Genomic DNA, 16154 nt, shown 5'->3' on the forward strand with positions numbered 1-16154 from the left:
ATCTGGCAAAGCCACTAGAGAGCCGCACGCCCGGCACAGGCCTTGCGCGCGGACATGCGACGCACGCTCAGCGCTTGTACACCCCGGCGCACACCACCGCATCGGTCAGCGCGTAGCAGTAAGCCTGCTTGGGCAGAACCTTCTTGGAGATCGGGTCGGTAAATTTGTAGTCCTGCCAGAACTTGCCCTTGCTCTTGGCCAACTCCATGCGCTCCTTGTAGAAGAGCTTGCCATCGGGATCCTTGAAATCGATCAGATCCTTATCCACCATTTTCGGATTCTGGCCATGTGCCAGCACCTTGCCACTGAGATCCATGACCGTCGGATAGAGATCGCGGTCAATCCACTTGGCGTCCTTGTCGGTAATTTCCTTGAAGGTCTGCGCTCGATTGGCCTTGAGCGCGGCCACAACCTTATTCACCAGGGCCTCCGCTTCCTTGGCCGAAGCAAACTCTTCGGCAGCCATCGCAACGCCCGCCACTGCCACACATACGCCTGCAACCAGAATTCCGAGCTTCATGCCGTTCTCCCATGTGTTTACCCGCAGCCCACGCGCAGCGGGCATGCATTTTGAAAAACAAAATATGCCCAAAAACTAATACAACCCCATCTGCATAACGACAGGGACATTTGCAGACTTTAGCGCGCCGGCTCCGTAGAAACCGACATTGACGCGCAAAAGCCGCAAACGAGCCTGCCGCAAGCGGCATGACAGTTCAGGAATGGGAACAAGGCTAAACAGCGCAGGACGGGCTAGAAAGCCCGGAGCAGACAAGTCTGGCGATATGAAAAGCCGTCGGGCCTGCGAACGCGGCCCGGGTAGAGATCAGCTACGCAGCGAGGGCGGCGTCGATTGCGCGAAGAGCTGGGCGTAGAGCGCCTGCAGGTGCTGGTCGTTGTCAAGGTCGACGTGCTCTTTGCCCGGCAAACCGAGATCCATGCATTGCAGCGCCAGGGCCGCACCACGCCCGGCCTCGCCGGCACGTGCCGCATCAAACAGCGCATTGAGCGCGAGAAGCTGCGCAAGCATGGCTGAACTGGCGTTGGCAGGAGCGGATTGGTGGCGCATGGGACGACCTCTTGAATCAATGGAACACCGAGTCCGCTTGTCGATCCGGCAGAGTTTGCAGCAGCTAGCCAGAAAAGAGCCGCCTCATGCGAGGCGGCCACAAGGAGAGAGTCGATGCGTGGAGAAACCCCACGAGTACACTTACGTCATCCCTGTGACAAACTTTAGAAGAAATTCAACTTAGTTCGCGTCTGGCCATTTAGCAATCGCCAAACGCAAAGCTCAGCTGGCGGGAACCACCCGGATGATCGCCATCGACAGGTTGTCGCCCACGCCCTGGGCACGCTCACGCGCCAGGTTGAGCAGGGAGCGGGCCGCGCTGCGCGCATCCTGCTCCATCAGCACACGCCCCAGTTCCTGATCCGAGCAATACGCCCACAGGCCGTCAGAACAGAGGATGAAGGCGTCGCCCACCTGCAGCGCAGGCGTGCCGCCCAGTTCGGTGCGCGGCGGATTTTCGGCGCCCAGGCAGGACAGCAGCAGATTGCGCTGCGGATGCACCTCGGCCTGCGCCTGGGTGATCCGCCCGGCCCGCTGCAGTTCCTCGACCAGGGAATGGTCGGGCGTGCGCGAAATCAGCTGGCCGTGGCGGAAATGGTAGAGGCGCGAATCACCGCAATGCGCCCAGTCGGCGTGACCGGGACGCAGCATGAACACCACCGCCGTGCTGTGCGGATCAGCTTCGCTGGTGAAACGGGTGAGTTTGATCGAGGCATGCGCATCGCTGATCACCTCACGCAGGAACTCAGTCGGCGATTCGCTCGACGGCGCGTAGGCGGCAAAGTTCTGCCGCGCCTTGAGCAGCACTTGTTCGGCCGCGATCGCGCCGCCCGAATGCCCGCCCATGCCATCAGCCAGCACGGCAATCATGCAGCCCGGCCGCTCCGGATGCGGGTAAATGCCAACACGGTCCTGCTGCTCGGAACGGTCTCCGATGTGCATGGCTGCACAGCTATCGATGGCGATTTTCATGGAGCCGGATCTTCTTTACTGTTCCTGACAAATTATACGGATTTAAACCACAGCACCTGGCGCCCGGCCCATGCGCCCGATCAACGGCATAGCAGATAGCAAACACGGAAGTCGACAGCCAGCCTTGGCGGCAGGAGATCTACGACTCCGGGGTGGAGAGCTTGAGGTGCGCGCGACGAATGGCGGCGCCAGACGGGACGAGCGATTGCTCAGTCAGGCAGCACGGCGATCTCGGCCGATGTGGCGGCGGGCCACAGCTGGCGCAGGGTGGACGCGCTCAAGGCCGGCTCGCCGCTGAGCCAGAAGCGCACGCCAGCTGCCCGCGCATCGGTGTGGAGGGCACCATGCTGGGCCAGCTTGCGCGCCAGCTCGGCGGCCACCGCCGCCCCGGTGTCGATGAGACGCACCGATGGCCCTGCGAGCGCCTGCACCTCGTCGCGCAGGAATACATAGTGGGTGCAGCCGAGCACGATCACATCGGCCCCGGCATCGAGCAGCGGTTGCAGGTAACGGGCCAGCAAGGCGCGCGTTGCCGGTGCGGCCAGCTCGCCACGTTCGATGTGTTCGACCAGACCCACGCAGGCCTGGGTTACCACTTCGACGCCCTGGCCGAAGGTATCGAGCAAGGCGGCAAAGCGTGCACTGGCCAGGGTGCCACTGGTGGCCAGCACGCCGACCACGCCGCTGCGCGTGGCCAGGGTCGCCGGCTTGACGGCCGGCTCCATGCCGATGATCGGCAGCGCCGGCCAGCGGGCGCGCAAGTCGGCCGCCGCCGCCGCGGTCGCCGTATTGCAGGCGATCACCAGGGCCTTGGCGCCCTGCGCCAGCAGGAATTCGCTGATGTACTGCGAGCGCGCAATGATCTCCGCCGCCGAGCGATTGCCATACGGGGCATAGCCCGAATCGGCCACGTAGAGCAGCTCTTCATGCGGCAGGCGCGCGCGTATTTCACGCAGCACCGACAGACCGCCGACACCGGAATCGAAAACACCGATGGGCCGGGTGTCGGTCATGCTGGGCTGCATGCTGCGGGATGCATCAAACGGCGGGCGTCAGATCTTCTTCGCCAGGCTCGCCGCTTCGCCAATGTAGCTGGCCGGCGTCATCGCCAGCAGGCGGGCCTTGTCGGCCTCGGGAATCGCCAGCTTGCCGATGAAAGCTTGCAGCGCTTCCTTGGTGATGCCGGTGCCGCGCGTCAGCTCCTTGAGCTGCTCGTAAGGCTTGGGAATGCCGTAACGGCGCATCACGGTCTGGATCGGCTCGGCCAGCACTTCCCAGGCTTCGTCCAGATCAGCCGCCAGCGCAGCCGGATTGCATTCGAGCTTGTTCAAGCCGCGCAAGCAGGAATCCAGGCCCAGCAGCGCATGGCCAAAGCCCACGCCCATATTGCGCAGCACGGTCGAATCGGTGAGGTCGCGCTGCATGCGCGAGATCGGCAGCTTTTCGCTGAAGTGCTTGAGCACGCTGTTGGCGACGCCGAAATTGCCCTCGGCGTTCTCGAAGTCGATCGGATTGACCTTGTGCGGCATGGTCGAGCTGCCGACTTCGCCGGCCTTGAGCTTCTGCTTGAAAAAGCCCAGCGAGATGTACATCCAGATGTCGCGGCAAGCGTCGATCAGCATGGTGTCGAGGCGCGCCGTGGCGTCGAACAGCTCGGCCATGCTGTCGTGCGGTTCGATCTGGATGGTGTAGGGATTGAATGTCAGGCCCAGGGACTCAATGAACGCCTGATTGAACGCGGCCCAGTCGATCTCCGGGTAAGCCGAGAGGTGGGCGTTGTAGTTGCCGACGGCGCCGTTGAACTTGGCGGTCATCTCGACGCCGGCAATCGCCTTGCGTGCGCGGCGCAGGCGGTAGGCGATATTGGCCATCTCCTTGCCCACGGTCGTCGGGCTGGCCGGCTGGCCGTGCGTGCGCGAGAGCATCGGCACTTCGGCCAGCTGGTGCGCCAGCTCGACAAAGCGCGCAATGACCTTGTCGACCATCGGCAGCAGCCCTGCCTCGCGCGCCTCGTGCAGCATCAGCGCGTGCGAGGTGTTGTTGATGTCTTCCGAAGTGCAGGCGAAATGGATGAATTCAGACGCGGCCGCCACTTCGGCATTGTTCGCAAAGCGCGCCTTGAGCCAGTATTCCATGGCCTTGACGTCGTGATTGGTCTCCGCCTCGATGGCCTTGATCGCGGCGGCATCCTCGGTCGAGAAGCCCGCCACCACGGCATCCAGCTCGGCAATGGTGGCCGCCGAGAAGGGCTTCACTTCAGCGATCTGACTCGATGCCGCCAGCGCCTTGAGCCACTCCACCTCGACCCGCACGCGATTGCGGATCAGGCCGAATTCGGAGAAATGCGGACGCAGCGCATCAAGTTTGCCTGCGTAACGGCCATCCAGAGGAGAGAGAGCGGTAAGAGAGTTCAGTGCGGACATGAGCGAATGACGAAGTTGAGCAAAAGCGGATTATAACTTTGACGCTGCATTGCGGCGGGCTTGTCGCAGACTGCGCCGCTAGAATGGCCGCCGAAACCAACAAACCACGAGACAAGCGATGCAAATTCCTATCGATAAAGAGTTCTTCAATCGCTCCAACGCCTACATCCAGCTGGCCAATGCGCAGTGCGACGGCAAGATCGCCGTTGCCCTGGTCAACGGCTCCTTCATGTACGGCCTGTCACGCTTCAGCGCCTGGAGCACGGCTGCCAATCACCCGTCGGGCGAGAGCTTGCGCACGCATCGGCAAGAGGAAATCGACATCCTCGTCGATCAGTTCCGCAGCATGCTCGAAGGCCACATGGACGAGCACATTGCTGATTTCGACAAGCTGATGGCGCCCTGAGCGCCGCTCAGAGCCCTTCTTTCACGCGCCCGCCTTGCCCAGCTGCGTGTAGAGCTGGCCGTAGGCGGCAGCCACAACCTCGATCGATAGCTCGGCCGCGACCCGCTCGCGCGCTGCGCGGCCACGCTGCTGCAGCGCTGCGGCGGGCGTGTTGATCGCCTCGATCATGCCAGCGGCCAGACGCGCCGCATCGCCGGGCGCGACGACCCAGCCGGTCTCACCGACCATCCAGGCCGCGTCGCCGACATCGGTGACCACGCAGGGCACGCCGCAGCTCATTGCCTCGGCGACCACATTGGGCAGGCCTTCGGCCAGCGAACTCAGTACCAGCAGATCGAAGCTGGCCATCAGGCTGGCCACATCGCTGCGCGCACCGAGCAGCTGCACGCGGCCTTGCAAGGCCGGCGCGCTGGCCAGCGGCGCCAAGGCTGCATTGTCGGATTCGAGGCCGGCGCCGATCATCACGAAGCGCGCCTGCTCGAAGCGCTCGGCAACACTGGCCGCCGCACGCAGGAAACCCGCCTGATCCTTGACCGGATGAAAGCGCCCGACGCTGCCGATGAGGAATTCATCCTCGCCAATCCCCAGCTGCGCGCGCGTCGTCGCCCGCGCCGCCCGATCCGGCGCAAAGCGCTGCAGATCAAAGCCATTGGGCAGCACTCGCGTATTGCTGGCGCAGTAGCCGCGCGCAATGTGCTGCGGCACCGCGCTGCGCGCGACGAAGATGATGCTTGCCGCGCGTGGCGAGAGCAGCGCGTCGAGGCCGATGATGACGCGCGTGCTCCACGGGTCCAGCTCCGGGCGACCCAGACTCTGGTGAATCGCGCCGAGCACCTTGGCCTGCGGCGCGAAGAGATGCGCGCAATGCGCGGCGATATTGCCGTGGTACATCCAGCCCTGCAGGATGTCCGGGCGGAAACTGCGCACCAGGCGCCGCAAACGCCACAGCCCGGCCAGCGAAGGTCGCGGCGGCCGCATGCCCAGCGCGTGCACCGCGATGCCGGCAGCGCGCATGCGCTCGCCAACCGGACCGAGCTCGCGCAGGGAAGCCACCGCGCAGACCAGGCCTTGCGCCTGCAACTGCGGAATCAGCCGCTCCAGCGCCGTCTCGGCACCACCGACACCGAGGCCGGTGACGAGGAACAGCACCCTAGGTTGCGCATCCTGCGGCGCTGCAGCTTTGGCCCGCAAAGCGCGCCAGCTGCGGCGGAACCAGATCAGATGCGCCAGCGCGCCGAGCAGCAGCACGCCCAGCAGGCGCCCTTCGGCGACACCCAGACGCCAGGCCACGCAGGTCGCCAGGGTCACCGCTGCCGAGGCGAGCCAGATCAGGCGCACGGCGGCAATCGAGGACAAACCCTTTTCGAGCAGCAGGTGATGCGAATGACCACGGTCCGCCTGCATCGGGTTGCGCCCCTCAACCATGCGCCAGAACGCCACCACCGCCATGTCGATGGCCGGCACCGCCAGCGGCGCCAGCGCCACCGTGACCGGCACGCGCACGACCTTGAAACTCATCGACAGCTTGAACACCAGCCAGCAGAGAATCATCGCCACGCCCAGCGCGCCGGCATCGCCGAGAAACAGCCGCGCCCGCCCCTGCCAGGGCAGGCGCGCATTCCACAGCAGGAAGCCGAGCACGGCCGCGAACAGGCTCATGGCTATTGCCACCAGCTCGCTCCGGCCGACTACTGCCGCCGCGTAAGCGAGGCCCAGCGAGGCAATCGCCAGACAGCCACCGGCCAGACCATCGAGTCCGTCGATGAGGTTGATGGCATTGATCAGCGCCACCACCATCACCACCGTCACCGGCAGCGCCAGCGGCCCCAGCACCCAATGGCCGTAGGCAAACGGCAGCGGCACGGCGTAGAGCGCGGCGCCGGTGAGGCGGATCAGCAAAAACGCCGCCGCCAGCTGCACCACCAGCTTGAGCGAGGCGCGCAGCGCGTGGATATCGTCGACGAGGCCCAGCGCGAACAGCAGCAAGCTGGGCAGCAGCAGATCCGCCGGCAAGGGCGTGCCGCCCAGCAGGCAACCGGCCAGCCAGCCTATGAGGATGCCGATGCCGCCCACCAGGGGCACGGCGTGGCCATGCTGCTTGCGCTCGTCGGGCAGATCGATCAGGCGCAGATAAGGCGCCAGCCGTGCCAGACCGATACAGGCCAGGGCCGAAACGATGAAGGAAACCGCAACCGCCACACTCACTGCCTGCCTCCTGCATAAACCGCCAGCGTCTGTTCGATGATCGGGCCGTCGGCATAGCGCGCGAGCACCCGCGCACGTGCCGCCGCGCCGAGGCGTGCGCGCAAGCTCGCATCGCCGAGCAGGCGCGCAATGGCCGCCGCCAACGCAGCCGCATCGCCGGGCGGCACCAGCACGCCGGTTTCACCATCGATCACCAGATCGCGACAGCCCGGCACATCCGTCGCCACCAGGGCCTTGGCGCAGGCGGCCGCTTCGAGCAAGGCGCGCGGGATGCCCTCGCCTTGCGTGCTGGCCAGCACGGCGATGCTGCAAGCCTGATTGAGCGCGAGCACATCGCTGCGATGGCCGAGAAACTGCACATGGCCTTCGTTCGCCCAGCGCTGCAGGCTGGCTTCGTCAATGCTTTCCGGATTGCCCGGATCAGGCGAGCCCGCCAGCTGGAACTCGGCCTGCGGCCACGCTGCGCGCACCTGCGCTGCCGCCGCGACAAATTCCGCCACGCCCTTCGATTGCAGCAGGCGCGCCATCATCAGCACGCGCGGCGCATCGTCAGCTGCAGCCTGCGGCGCAAACTGCTCGGCATCGATGCCATCGCCGGGCACCACGAAGACCTCGCTGCGGGCGAGCACGCCATAGCGCGCCAGGGTGTCGCGGTTGTCGGCATTCTGGAAGATCACCGCCGTGCCGCGCAGCGCGAGGCGGTAGAGCGACAGCACCACCGGGCGGATCAGCCGCGCCTTGAGCGTATTGGCGAGCAGCGCAAAGCCCAGGCCGGTAACCGAATTGACCACCCGCCGCACGCCCGCCAGACGCGCTGCCAGCGAGCCATAGATGACGCACTTGATGGTGAAGTGATGCACCAGATCCGGCTGCAGCGTGGCGTAAAGACGCCGCACGCGCGCAATCGTCGCCAGCTCGGCGAGCGGATTGATGCCGCTGCGCGACACCGGCAAGGCCTCCCAGCGAAAACCCAGTTCGCGCAGACGCGGACCATATTCGCCGGGCGGGCTGAGCAGGATCAGCTCATCGCCGCGCGCACGCAGCGCACGCGCCAGCGGCAGCTTGAAGTTGTAGAGGAACCAGTCGGTATTGGCAAACAGCACGATCCTCATCGGCGGCGCTCCCGATACGCAGCGAACCAGCCTCGCAGCCACTGGCTGCGCAAGCCGTCTACATCCAGCGCCAGCAGCATCACCGCATAGCTGGCGCCCGCCAGCACGATGCTCAGCGCGAGCGCGATCAGCGTGTCATGCGGCAAGCAGAGCAAAACGGCCAGCATCACCAAAGTCGCCAACACCAGCTTACCGGCGGCGCGCAGATCGAGCTGGCCGCGCAGCACGCCGCGCCCGGCGACGAGGCTGTAGATCACGCCGGCGCCCTGCCCGCACAGCAAACCCAGCGCCGCGCCGCTAATGCCCAGCAGCGGCACCGCCAGCCACATCACCAGCAGGGCCAGCAGGGCCGACAAGGCAATGCCCAGCGCCTGGCGCCAGACGCGCTGGGCCAGCAGCAGCGGAATATCGAAGTAGAAACTCTTGGCCGCGCCGATGATCGCTGCCAGCACCAGGCAGGCGCTCAAGCCGGCCGGCAGATCACGATACGCCGCGCCGAACAGCACCGCCGCGAGCGGCGCCAGCAGCACGGCAAAACCCGTGGCTGCGGGCAGGATCAGCGCCAGCGCGACCAGCGCATAACGCGACATCAGGCGCTGCGCCTCAAGCTTGTCCTGCGCGCCCCAGGCTTGCACGATGCGCGGATACCAGGCGGAACCCAGACCGCTGCAAACGAGGATCAGGGTCTGCTGGGTGAAATCAGCCAGCGCACTGTAGCGCCCCAGCTCGGCGAGCGGCACCATGCGTGCGAGCAAGTAGCGGTCGCCCCATTGCAAGAGATAGCTCAGCGCGCAGGTGAGCAGCAGCGGCGCGGCAAAGCGCAGGATGCGCGATTGCAGGGCGCGGTCATACAGCTTGAGCGAGGGCCAGCCGCTGCCGCGCAGGCTGATCGCGAGTGACAGCGCGCAAGAGAGTGCCATTGCCAGCAAGACCGCCGGCGCACTGGCCGAGCTTTGCAGCGCCAGGAAGCCGAGCAGCAGCACGCCGACAGCACGCGCCAGCAGCAGGCGGCTGTAGCGGCGCGGCTGCAGGGCCGAGGTGCTCCACTGGGCGACGAAATCGAGCAGGCCTTGCAGCGCGGCGAACAAGGCCGCCGCCGGCAACACGCCACGCGCCAGCCAGCTGGCGCCCTGCCATTCGAGCACCAGCGCTGCGATCAGCAAGACGATGCCAAATGCCATCACGATCATGCTCAGCGTGGCGATCAGCCGTTCGCGCAGCGCCGCCTCGCCGTACAGACGACCCAGGGTGGTATTGAGCGGGATGATCAGCAAGCTCGACGACAAGGCTGCCGCCGCCAGCCCGAGGCTCAGATGAGCGTATTCGCTCGGCCCCAGCACGCGTACGAAGAGCGCCAGCGAAGCCATCGCCAGCGCGCCGGCCACGGCACGCGTGAGGATGTAGGCGACCGAGGCGCGCAAGCTCATCGCGCCGCCTCCGCCGCCAGTGATTTAGCCAGAGATTCGGCCAGCGCAATCCACTGCGCAGCCACCTGGTCAGCGCCAAAGCGCTGCACCCGCGCCCGCACGGCAGCGGCCAGCGCAGCGCGCTCGTCCGCACTCAGCGCCAACACGCGTTGCATGCCCTCGCGCAGCGCGGCGACATCGCCGGGCGCCACCAGCCACTGCGCCAGCTCCGCACCGAGGATTTCCGGCGGGCCGTAGGGGCAGCGCGTCGCCACCACCGGGCAGGCTTCGCCCATCGCTTCCATCAGCACATTCGACCAGCCCTCGTAGCGCGAGGAGACGATCAGCGCCGCCGCGCGCTGGTAGAACAGGCGCGGATCGCTGACCCAGCCATGCAGCAGGACTTCGCCCTGCAAGCCCAGGCGCTGGATTTCCGCCTCAAGGAAGGCGCGGCCCTCGCCTTCGCCGAGAATCAGGAGACGCGGCCGACCTGCCGGCAAGGCGGCATAGGCCGCGAGCAGGATGTCGAAACCCTTGGTATGCACATCGAGCCGGCCGACCGCCAGCAAGTAGCCGCTACCCAGCGCTTCCAATGCGGCATCGACGACATAGGGCGCGTCCAGCGCCAGCGGATTCGGAATATGCCGCAGGCGTGCCGGCGGCAAGCGCAGGGCTTCGGCCAGCTCGCCGCGCACGCCTTCGGAGACGGCGATCACCGCCGCCGGGAAGCGGTAGAACAGGCCCAGCAGCAGGCGGCGCCAGCGCGGCATCCACTGCGGATTGTGATGCACGCTGACCATCAGACGGCCGCAATCGCCGGCCAGCACGCAGGGCATGCCGGCTTCGTCCATGAAGGCCAGCACCACGTCGGGCTGGAACTCACGACGCCGCGCACGGATCAGCGCAACGCGGCGCCAGACATTGCGCAGCTTGCGCCACAGACCGGGCTGCACGCCCAGATCGGCAAAATCGATCGGCACGCCGAAGTCGAAAGCCTTACCCGGCGCCTGCCAGGCCAGCACCGACACCGTGTGCGCACGGCTCCACTGGCGCGACAGCACGGCCGCCACCTGCTCGGCGCCACCGCCAAACACGGTGGGGATGACCAGCAGAATCCTCATGCGGCCTCGAGCGCGATGCCTTGCGGCACGGCCAGCACCATCAACCAGGGCTCGCCCTCGCGCGCCGCTTCAACACGGCGCAAGCGCACGGTTTCGCCATGCAGCAGGCGACCCAGCCATGCACCGAGCGAACGCTTGGCACTGCCAACCGAGCTTTCGACCACGTAGAAGCGGTCATAACCCAGGCTGCGCAGGTGCGCGAAGATGGCGTTGCCGCCCTCGGCTCCACCAGCCTTGAGGCATTCAAAAATCACCAAGGGCTGATCGCGCTGGAGCGTGGCCGACAAGCCGCGCATGGCGGAGAGCTCGGCGCCCTCGACGTCGAACTTCACGAAGCCGATACGCCCCGCATTCAGCTCGGAGAGCACTTCATCGCCCCGGCGCACCGGGCATTCGATCAGCTCGCCATTGGCCGCGTCGGTCGGCCCACCCGCAAAAGCAAAGCCGGAAGCGCCCAGATTGCCGGCGCGGTTGCTGTAGAACTGCAAGCTCGCATCCTGATCGGCAAAGCCCATCGGCAGCACGCGGATGTCCGCACCGCTCAGCGCGGCATTGGCGCGCAGCACATGCAAGGTCACCGGATTGGGTTCGACGGCAATGACGCGAGCAAAAAAGCGCGAGAAGAACAGCGCGTGGTTGCCGATATTGGCGCCGACATCCAGCGCCACACTGCCGGCAAAGCGCGCGGACTGCGCGGCGAGGAAGTGGCCGAACAGCGGTTCGAGCAAGGCGCCCTCATGAATGCCGGCGACCAGGATCTCGCCCGAGACTTCGTCACCCGGGATCAACACATGCGGCGGCAGCGCGCGCGCATCGCGGCCCTGCAAGACAAAACGCAGCAGGCGCCGGCTGATGGCTGCACGCAGCGAAGCGCGGGCACTGCGGTATTTCACAGAAAGCATGGAATCCGGCAACCGGAAACAGGATGGCCGGCAGTATACAGGCCGCGGCCATCTGCAGCGCCGATCTCAGTCCAGGCAACGTCCCTTGTCCGGCAGACGCCAGTTGCGCTGCAGGTAGAGCTTCTGGCTGTATTCGACGAAGGGCTTGCTGTGCACCGGCGCAAAGGCGCCGCAGACGATCTCGTTGATGCGGTCGGCATCCGGCTTGCGACCGGCAAAGGTGTAAGCCGCAACACAAGCGGTCAGCGTGTTGTACTGCGGCTTGTAGACCAGAGCCGTGTCGCAGACTTCGACGATCTGCGGCACACGCGGCAGATCGGTATTGCGCCAGGCGCGCAGGCGCAGCACCGCCGCCTGCGGCGCCAACAAGGAGTACGGGCGGATCGAGGCGCCGACAGCATCGAGCCGCGCCGCAGTCGTCGCGTCCGGCGTGTTATTGGCGTTGAGCGTGCGGTAGGCCGTTTCCAGCACACGGTAGTCCCGCCAGGTCGAGCCGAGCAGGAAAGCGCCGCCCAGCAGGGGCAGCAGCAGCCACAGCGCGTTGAAGCGCAGCGCCGGCAGACGCAGATCGCCCGTGTCGATGAGCGCAATGGCGCAACCCATCGGCACCAGGAAATAGGCGTACCACAAAGGGTATTCAACCAGGCTGTGAGCCAGCAGCACGGCGAGGATGCCCAGACCCCACAGGGTTTCCAGGCTGGGCTCTTCGCGCCAGCGCCGCCACAGCCAAGCGCCGGACAAAGCCGCCAACAGCAGCAGGAAGAGCAAACCGAATTCGGCCGCCAGATGCAGCACGGTGTTATGCGCGTTCTCGCCAATGCGCACATAGTTCTCGGGCGGCAGGCCAATCGTCGCTAGCGCTGTCTGCCAGGAATACATGCCCGGCCCGACGCCACTCAAGGGGTGCGCGAGCGCCGTCTTGATCGCCACGATCCAGTCAAACAGACGCTGACCGTTGGAACCGCCCTCGCCTGCGCGGTCGATGGCCGAGGTCACGGCCAGCGCCGACTGCGCCCCACCAAAAGCCAGCCAGACCTGGCTCGCCACACTCAGCGCAAACAAGGTACCGACGCCGATCCACACACTGCGCCGCGCCTCGCGCGCCATGCCGCGCGTATACAACACGGCGACAAAGGGCACCGCCAGCGTGTACAACCACACCGCACGCGACACCGACAGCGCCGCAAACACATTGATCGCCAGCAGCGCCGGCACCGCCGCCGCCATCGGCAAGCGCCGGCGCAGCCACAAATGCAGCACCGACACCAGCCCCAGCCAGAGCAGATCGGCGTAGTGATTTTCCTGCGCGATATTGCCAAAAGCCGAGTTCATCAGCTTGGCCATTACCCAGCCCGGCGAAGACCAGCCCGCCAGCTGCAAGCCGCCGCACAAGCATTGCACCGCCGCACAAAGCAACATGCCCCAGGCACACAGATCGACCACCGCCGCGCGGCCCAGACGCTGCGCCGCCAGACTCACGAAGACCACCACGGCCAGCAGCAAAGCCAGATATTCGAGCATGCCCAGCGTAGCCGTCAGCCCCGCCCCACCAAGCCCCCACCACAGCACGACAGCAGCCATCAGGGCCAACAGCACCAGCTGCAAAGGCGAAATCCGCCAAACCGTGCGCCCGGCGAACACCACGCACGCGCCCAGCGCGACGACCAGCGAAGCGCTGATGAACTCGTTGTAGAAAACCGTCTGCGGGTAACGATGCCAGGCAAAAATGGAACCGAGTTGCAGCAAACACACTACCGCCGCCAGCAACCACACAGACTCACGCCGCTCACTCATCATCACTCAACCCGGCAACCCATCAAAGAAATCCCGGCGCAGCCTACGCCACGCCAGCAGGTCGCGCAAATTATCACAGCCACCGCCCGCACGCGAATACACCGCAAACAAGACCGCCGGTAGGCAACACGCCCCCATGCAGGATGAACATGCAATAATCGCCCGATCAACCGAAAGGAGCGGCAGAACATGGTTTTTAGCTGGTTCAGTACCAAGGAAGTCAAACAGTTCGCCAATGAACTGGCCGAGGAATTCAGCAAGCGCTACCCGCTGTCGGAAGTGCAGCAACCCAGCTCAAAATCCGAAAGCCGCCTGCGCGGAGCCAAAGACCTGATGATGAGCCGCACCCAGGTTTTTGCGGAGCGTAACAAACTCAATCTCTACAAACGCGCAAACCTGGCCAACACGCTCAAGTGGAAATTCCACGAAATGGGGTATGCCTCTGAGGTTTCTGATCCGCTGGTCATGGAAGTGACTCGCATAGTTACACTGATCCGGCCACAGCGTTAAAACAGAAGAGCCTGTCTGCCACCTACCGAACATATCACTTACGATGTTGAAGCGTCTTTTTTCACGAAAGCCCCCACTCTACACGCCAGAACAGCTATTTGAAGCTGCAGTCGTAGCCTACGACAAAGGCCAGTTCGAGAAAGCCACCTCTCTTCTTCTCGATGTCATAACCTTAAATCCTGAGGACGATGCGGTACTCAATCTGCTTGGTGTCTGCAAAGCTCGAACCGGAGATCTTGAGCAATCACAGTACTTGATTGAGCGCGCTATCGCCCTTAATGCAACAGGTAAGGGCTATCACCTGAATCTGGCGAATGTGCTGCGATTTCGTGGCGACATAGATGGCGCAGAAAGAGCGCTACGCAAGCACGTTGAGCTAAGCCCAAACAATGCCGAGGGACATGTAGCTCTTGCCGATCTCCTGCGTCAGAACCAACGTACTGAGGAAGCAAGAAAAGTTCTAGAGAATGCTCAAAGTCTGGTTAGCGAATCACGAGAAGTGCTGGCCTACGCCTGCGCCTCAGACCTTATGGCGCAGGCAAAGTACGCGGAAGCACTCAGCTGTATTAATGAATTCATTGCCCCTGACGCTCCCACAGCGGATCACAAATTATTGATTCTCGCTGCAAAACTTCTGGTTCAAGAAATCAGACCCCAACAAGGAGCTTTCCTGTTCAGGCATGTTTTGCGTGAGGACCCGAATAATATTGACGCGCTGCATGGTTTAGGTGCGACACTACAAATGATCACACTAGGTGACGAAGCAGAGAACTGTTACCGCGTAGGACTGGGTATCGCGCCAGACAATGTCGCACTAGCCAAAAGTCTGATTTCACTTTTGATCGACAGACGGAAGCTTGATGAAGCGACAGATATCCTCAATGCTTTCATCGCGCAATATCCTGAAGAGCCAGACTTTTTCGTTTTGGCTGGTCGCATTCAAGGCATAAAAAATGACTACGATGCAGCTGACGAAAACTTCAAAAGTGCTCTGGCAATCGCTCCTTCACATGCTGCCGCACGTGAGTTTTCATCGCTGCTCCTTGTCCGCAGCGGGCATTACGAAGAAAGCTTCAAAATCTATGAAGCGCTAATTGCGGAGTTCCCCGAGAGGAATATCCACCGCTACAACTATGCCTTTGCGTTACTGATCGCCGGACGCTTCCGCGAGGGGCTAAAGAATTTCGAAGCGCGCCTCACTCTAGCCTATGAAATGGGCATCCCATATGACCTTCGACTCATTTTTTACCCTACTCAGGAGAGTGTTAAACCAATTCCCCCTTGGTGTGACCCAGAGCAGGACATAAGTGGTCAACATCTCTTGGTTTGGCGCGAACAAGGCTTTGGCGACTGCATCATGTGCCTACGTTTCATCAAGACTTTGAAACAACGCGGTGCAAATCGTGTCACCCTGCTGATTATGGATGAGCTGAGTCGTATAGCTAGCGGCATAGAGGGGGTAGATGAAGTAGTGACATCGTCTCAATGGGAGAACCATGCTGCACGAATCAAGACGAACGCTACGCTGCAATGCTCTATCGTAAGCCTTCCCTATTTGTTGGGAGTTGAGCTTGCCGAGGTCACAGCGACAACTCCATATATTCACCCCCACCCGCAACGCATTGCCCATTGGCAGGATCGTCTGAAACATACGCCCGGACTACGAATCGGCGTGGTATGGGGAGGCAATCCTGGCTTGGCAACGGACCGCGCGAGAAGCCTCTCTCTTGAGCAATTGAAGCCTCTATTCGAAATCGAAGGCTGCAGCTGGATCAGCCTACAAAAAGGTGAGCCCAGAGGACAGATCTCTGCGCTCCAAGGACTTGGGATCCTTGACTGGATGGACGACTGCAAGGATTTCATGGACACCGCAGAACTTGCCGCCAACCTTGATCTGGTCATCAGCGTTGACACTTCCGTCGTACACCTATGTGGCGCCTTGGGGATACCTGTGTGGATGTTCAATCGAGCAGGAAGCGAATGGCGCTGGCAACACAACCGCGAAGAGAGCATCTGGTATCCCAATATGCGACTTTTCAATCAGTCCCTGACTGAAACTTGGGAACCAGTGATCAGGCGTATGCAAAAAGCGCTAAAAAGCCATATGACAAAAGAACGCACTCTGAACAAGATCTTGAACGACTGCACAATACAATCTGAATCGCCCCGGGTTTTCTAGACACCCTGAAGCCTTAAACTTTCAGGCTGATGGAGGTGTTTATGAGCAACAAGCG

Annotated in this window: 14 protein-coding genes; 3 read left to right on the forward strand and 11 right to left on the reverse strand. The window is 63.4% G+C overall.

The window, feature by feature from the left end:
* Nucleotides 1–67: 67 nt before the first annotated feature.
* The 5 genes from ABDB84_RS19600 to purB form a co-directional block, all read right to left on the reverse strand.
* On the reverse strand, nt 68–520 hold the full coding sequence (locus ABDB84_RS19600) for a cache domain-containing protein (RefSeq protein WP_345921476.1): 453 nt from the start codon (nt 518–520) through the stop codon (nt 68–70).
* A 306-nt stretch (nt 521–826) separates the two neighbouring features.
* On the reverse strand, nt 827–1069 hold the full coding sequence (locus tag ABDB84_RS19605) for a hypothetical protein (RefSeq protein WP_345921477.1): 243 nt from the start codon (nt 1067–1069) through the stop codon (nt 827–829).
* Nucleotides 1070–1291: 222 nt separating this feature from the next.
* Complete coding sequence (locus ABDB84_RS19610; protein WP_345921478.1) at nt 1292–2041, reverse strand: PP2C family protein-serine/threonine phosphatase; 750 nt, start codon at nt 2039–2041, stop codon at nt 1292–1294.
* 209 nt (nt 2042–2250) lie between these two features.
* Nucleotides 2251–3054, reverse strand: a complete 804-nt coding sequence (gene murI / locus ABDB84_RS19615) for a glutamate racemase (RefSeq protein WP_345921479.1) — start codon at nt 3052–3054, stop codon at nt 2251–2253.
* A gap of 39 nt (nt 3055–3093) precedes the next feature.
* A complete protein-coding gene (gene purB / locus ABDB84_RS19620) occupies nt 3094–4464 on the reverse strand; it encodes an adenylosuccinate lyase (protein ID WP_345921480.1) in 1371 nt (456 codons plus the stop codon).
* A 118-nt stretch (nt 4465–4582) separates the two neighbouring features.
* Here purB and ABDB84_RS19625 point away from each other — a divergent pair, with 118 nt between their 5' ends.
* Nucleotides 4583–4870: a DUF3144 domain-containing protein gene (locus tag ABDB84_RS19625; RefSeq protein ID WP_345921481.1), complete on the forward strand. Its 288-nt coding sequence runs from the start codon at nt 4583–4585 to the stop codon at nt 4868–4870.
* Between the two features lie 21 nt (nt 4871–4891).
* Here ABDB84_RS19625 and ABDB84_RS19630 read toward each other — a convergent pair whose 3' ends face one another.
* From ABDB84_RS19630 to ABDB84_RS19655, 6 genes are all read right to left on the reverse strand, one after another.
* On the reverse strand, nt 4892–7075 hold the full coding sequence (locus ABDB84_RS19630; RefSeq protein WP_345921482.1) for a glycosyltransferase: 2184 nt from the start codon (nt 7073–7075) through the stop codon (nt 4892–4894).
* The gene (locus ABDB84_RS19635) at nt 7072–8187 is read right to left on the reverse strand and encodes a glycosyltransferase family 4 protein (protein WP_345921483.1); all 1116 of its coding nucleotides are present in this window, start codon (nt 8185–8187) and stop codon (nt 7072–7074) included. Before ABDB84_RS19635 ends, ABDB84_RS19630 begins: the two co-directional genes overlap by 4 nt.
* Nucleotides 8184–9614 (reverse strand): oligosaccharide flippase family protein, encoded by a 1431-nt coding sequence (locus ABDB84_RS19640; protein WP_345921484.1) that lies wholly within the window; start codon nt 9612–9614, stop codon nt 8184–8186. Before ABDB84_RS19640 ends, ABDB84_RS19635 begins: the two co-directional genes overlap by 4 nt.
* A complete protein-coding gene (locus tag ABDB84_RS19645; protein WP_345921485.1) occupies nt 9611–10714 on the reverse strand; it encodes a glycosyltransferase in 1104 nt (367 codons plus the stop codon). The genes ABDB84_RS19640 and ABDB84_RS19645 overlap by 4 nt, the downstream gene beginning before the upstream one ends.
* Nucleotides 10711–11616 carry an FkbM family methyltransferase gene (locus ABDB84_RS19650; protein ID WP_345921486.1) on the reverse strand — a complete coding sequence of 302 codons (906 nt, stop codon included), beginning with the start codon at nt 11614–11616 and terminating at the stop codon, nt 10711–10713. Before ABDB84_RS19650 ends, ABDB84_RS19645 begins: the two co-directional genes overlap by 4 nt.
* A 66-nt stretch (nt 11617–11682) precedes the next feature.
* A complete protein-coding gene (locus ABDB84_RS19655) occupies nt 11683–13413 on the reverse strand; it encodes a PglL family O-oligosaccharyltransferase (protein WP_345921487.1) in 1731 nt (576 codons plus the stop codon).
* A gap of 186 nt (nt 13414–13599) precedes the next feature.
* On the opposite strand from ABDB84_RS19655, the gene ABDB84_RS19660 reads away from it, so the two are divergent.
* Nucleotides 13600–13920 (forward strand): hypothetical protein, encoded by a 321-nt coding sequence (locus ABDB84_RS19660; RefSeq protein ID WP_345921488.1) that lies wholly within the window; start codon nt 13600–13602, stop codon nt 13918–13920.
* A gap of 43 nt (nt 13921–13963) precedes the next feature.
* Nucleotides 13964–16099 (forward strand): tetratricopeptide repeat protein, encoded by a 2136-nt coding sequence (locus ABDB84_RS19665; protein ID WP_345921489.1) that lies wholly within the window; start codon nt 13964–13966, stop codon nt 16097–16099.
* The last annotated feature ends 55 nt before the right edge of the window (nt 16100–16154 follow it).

This window comes from Uliginosibacterium sediminicola (assembly GCF_039631295.1).
Classification (GTDB): Bacteria; Pseudomonadota; Gammaproteobacteria; order Burkholderiales; family Rhodocyclaceae; genus Viridibacterium; species Viridibacterium sediminicola.

Excerpts from the sequence above, each read along its gene's own strand:
- ABDB84_RS19650 (WP_345921486.1), bottom strand. The coding sequence starts at position 11,616 with ATGCTTTCTGTGAAATACCGCAGTGCCCGCGCTTCGCTGCGTGCAGCC.
- ABDB84_RS19640 (WP_345921484.1), bottom strand. The coding sequence starts at position 9,614 with ATGAGCTTGCGCGCCTCGGTCGCCTACATCCTCACGCGTGCCGTGGCC.
- purB (WP_345921480.1), bottom strand. The coding sequence starts at position 4,464 with ATGTCCGCACTGAACTCTCTTACCGCTCTCTCTCCTCTGGATGGCCGT.
- ABDB84_RS19645 (WP_345921485.1), bottom strand. The coding sequence starts at position 10,714 with ATGAGGATTCTGCTGGTCATCCCCACCGTGTTTGGCGGTGGCGCCGAG.
- ABDB84_RS19610 (WP_345921478.1), bottom strand. The coding sequence starts at position 2,041 with ATGAAAATCGCCATCGATAGCTGTGCAGCCATGCACATCGGAGACCGT.
- ABDB84_RS19600 (WP_345921476.1), bottom strand. The coding sequence starts at position 520 with ATGAAGCTCGGAATTCTGGTTGCAGGCGTATGTGTGGCAGTGGCGGGC.
- murI (WP_345921479.1), bottom strand. The coding sequence starts at position 3,054 with ATGACCGACACCCGGCCCATCGGTGTTTTCGATTCCGGTGTCGGCGGT.
- ABDB84_RS19660 (WP_345921488.1), top strand. The coding sequence starts at position 13,600 with ATGGTTTTTAGCTGGTTCAGTACCAAGGAAGTCAAACAGTTCGCCAAT.
- ABDB84_RS19635 (WP_345921483.1), bottom strand. The coding sequence starts at position 8,187 with ATGAGGATCGTGCTGTTTGCCAATACCGACTGGTTCCTCTACAACTTC.
- ABDB84_RS19655 (WP_345921487.1), bottom strand. The coding sequence starts at position 13,413 with ATGATGAGTGAGCGGCGTGAGTCTGTGTGGTTGCTGGCGGCGGTAGTG.
- ABDB84_RS19605 (WP_345921477.1), bottom strand. The coding sequence starts at position 1,069 with ATGCGCCACCAATCCGCTCCTGCCAACGCCAGTTCAGCCATGCTTGCG.
- ABDB84_RS19625 (WP_345921481.1), top strand. The coding sequence starts at position 4,583 with ATGCAAATTCCTATCGATAAAGAGTTCTTCAATCGCTCCAACGCCTAC.
- ABDB84_RS19665 (WP_345921489.1), top strand. The coding sequence starts at position 13,964 with ATGTTGAAGCGTCTTTTTTCACGAAAGCCCCCACTCTACACGCCAGAA.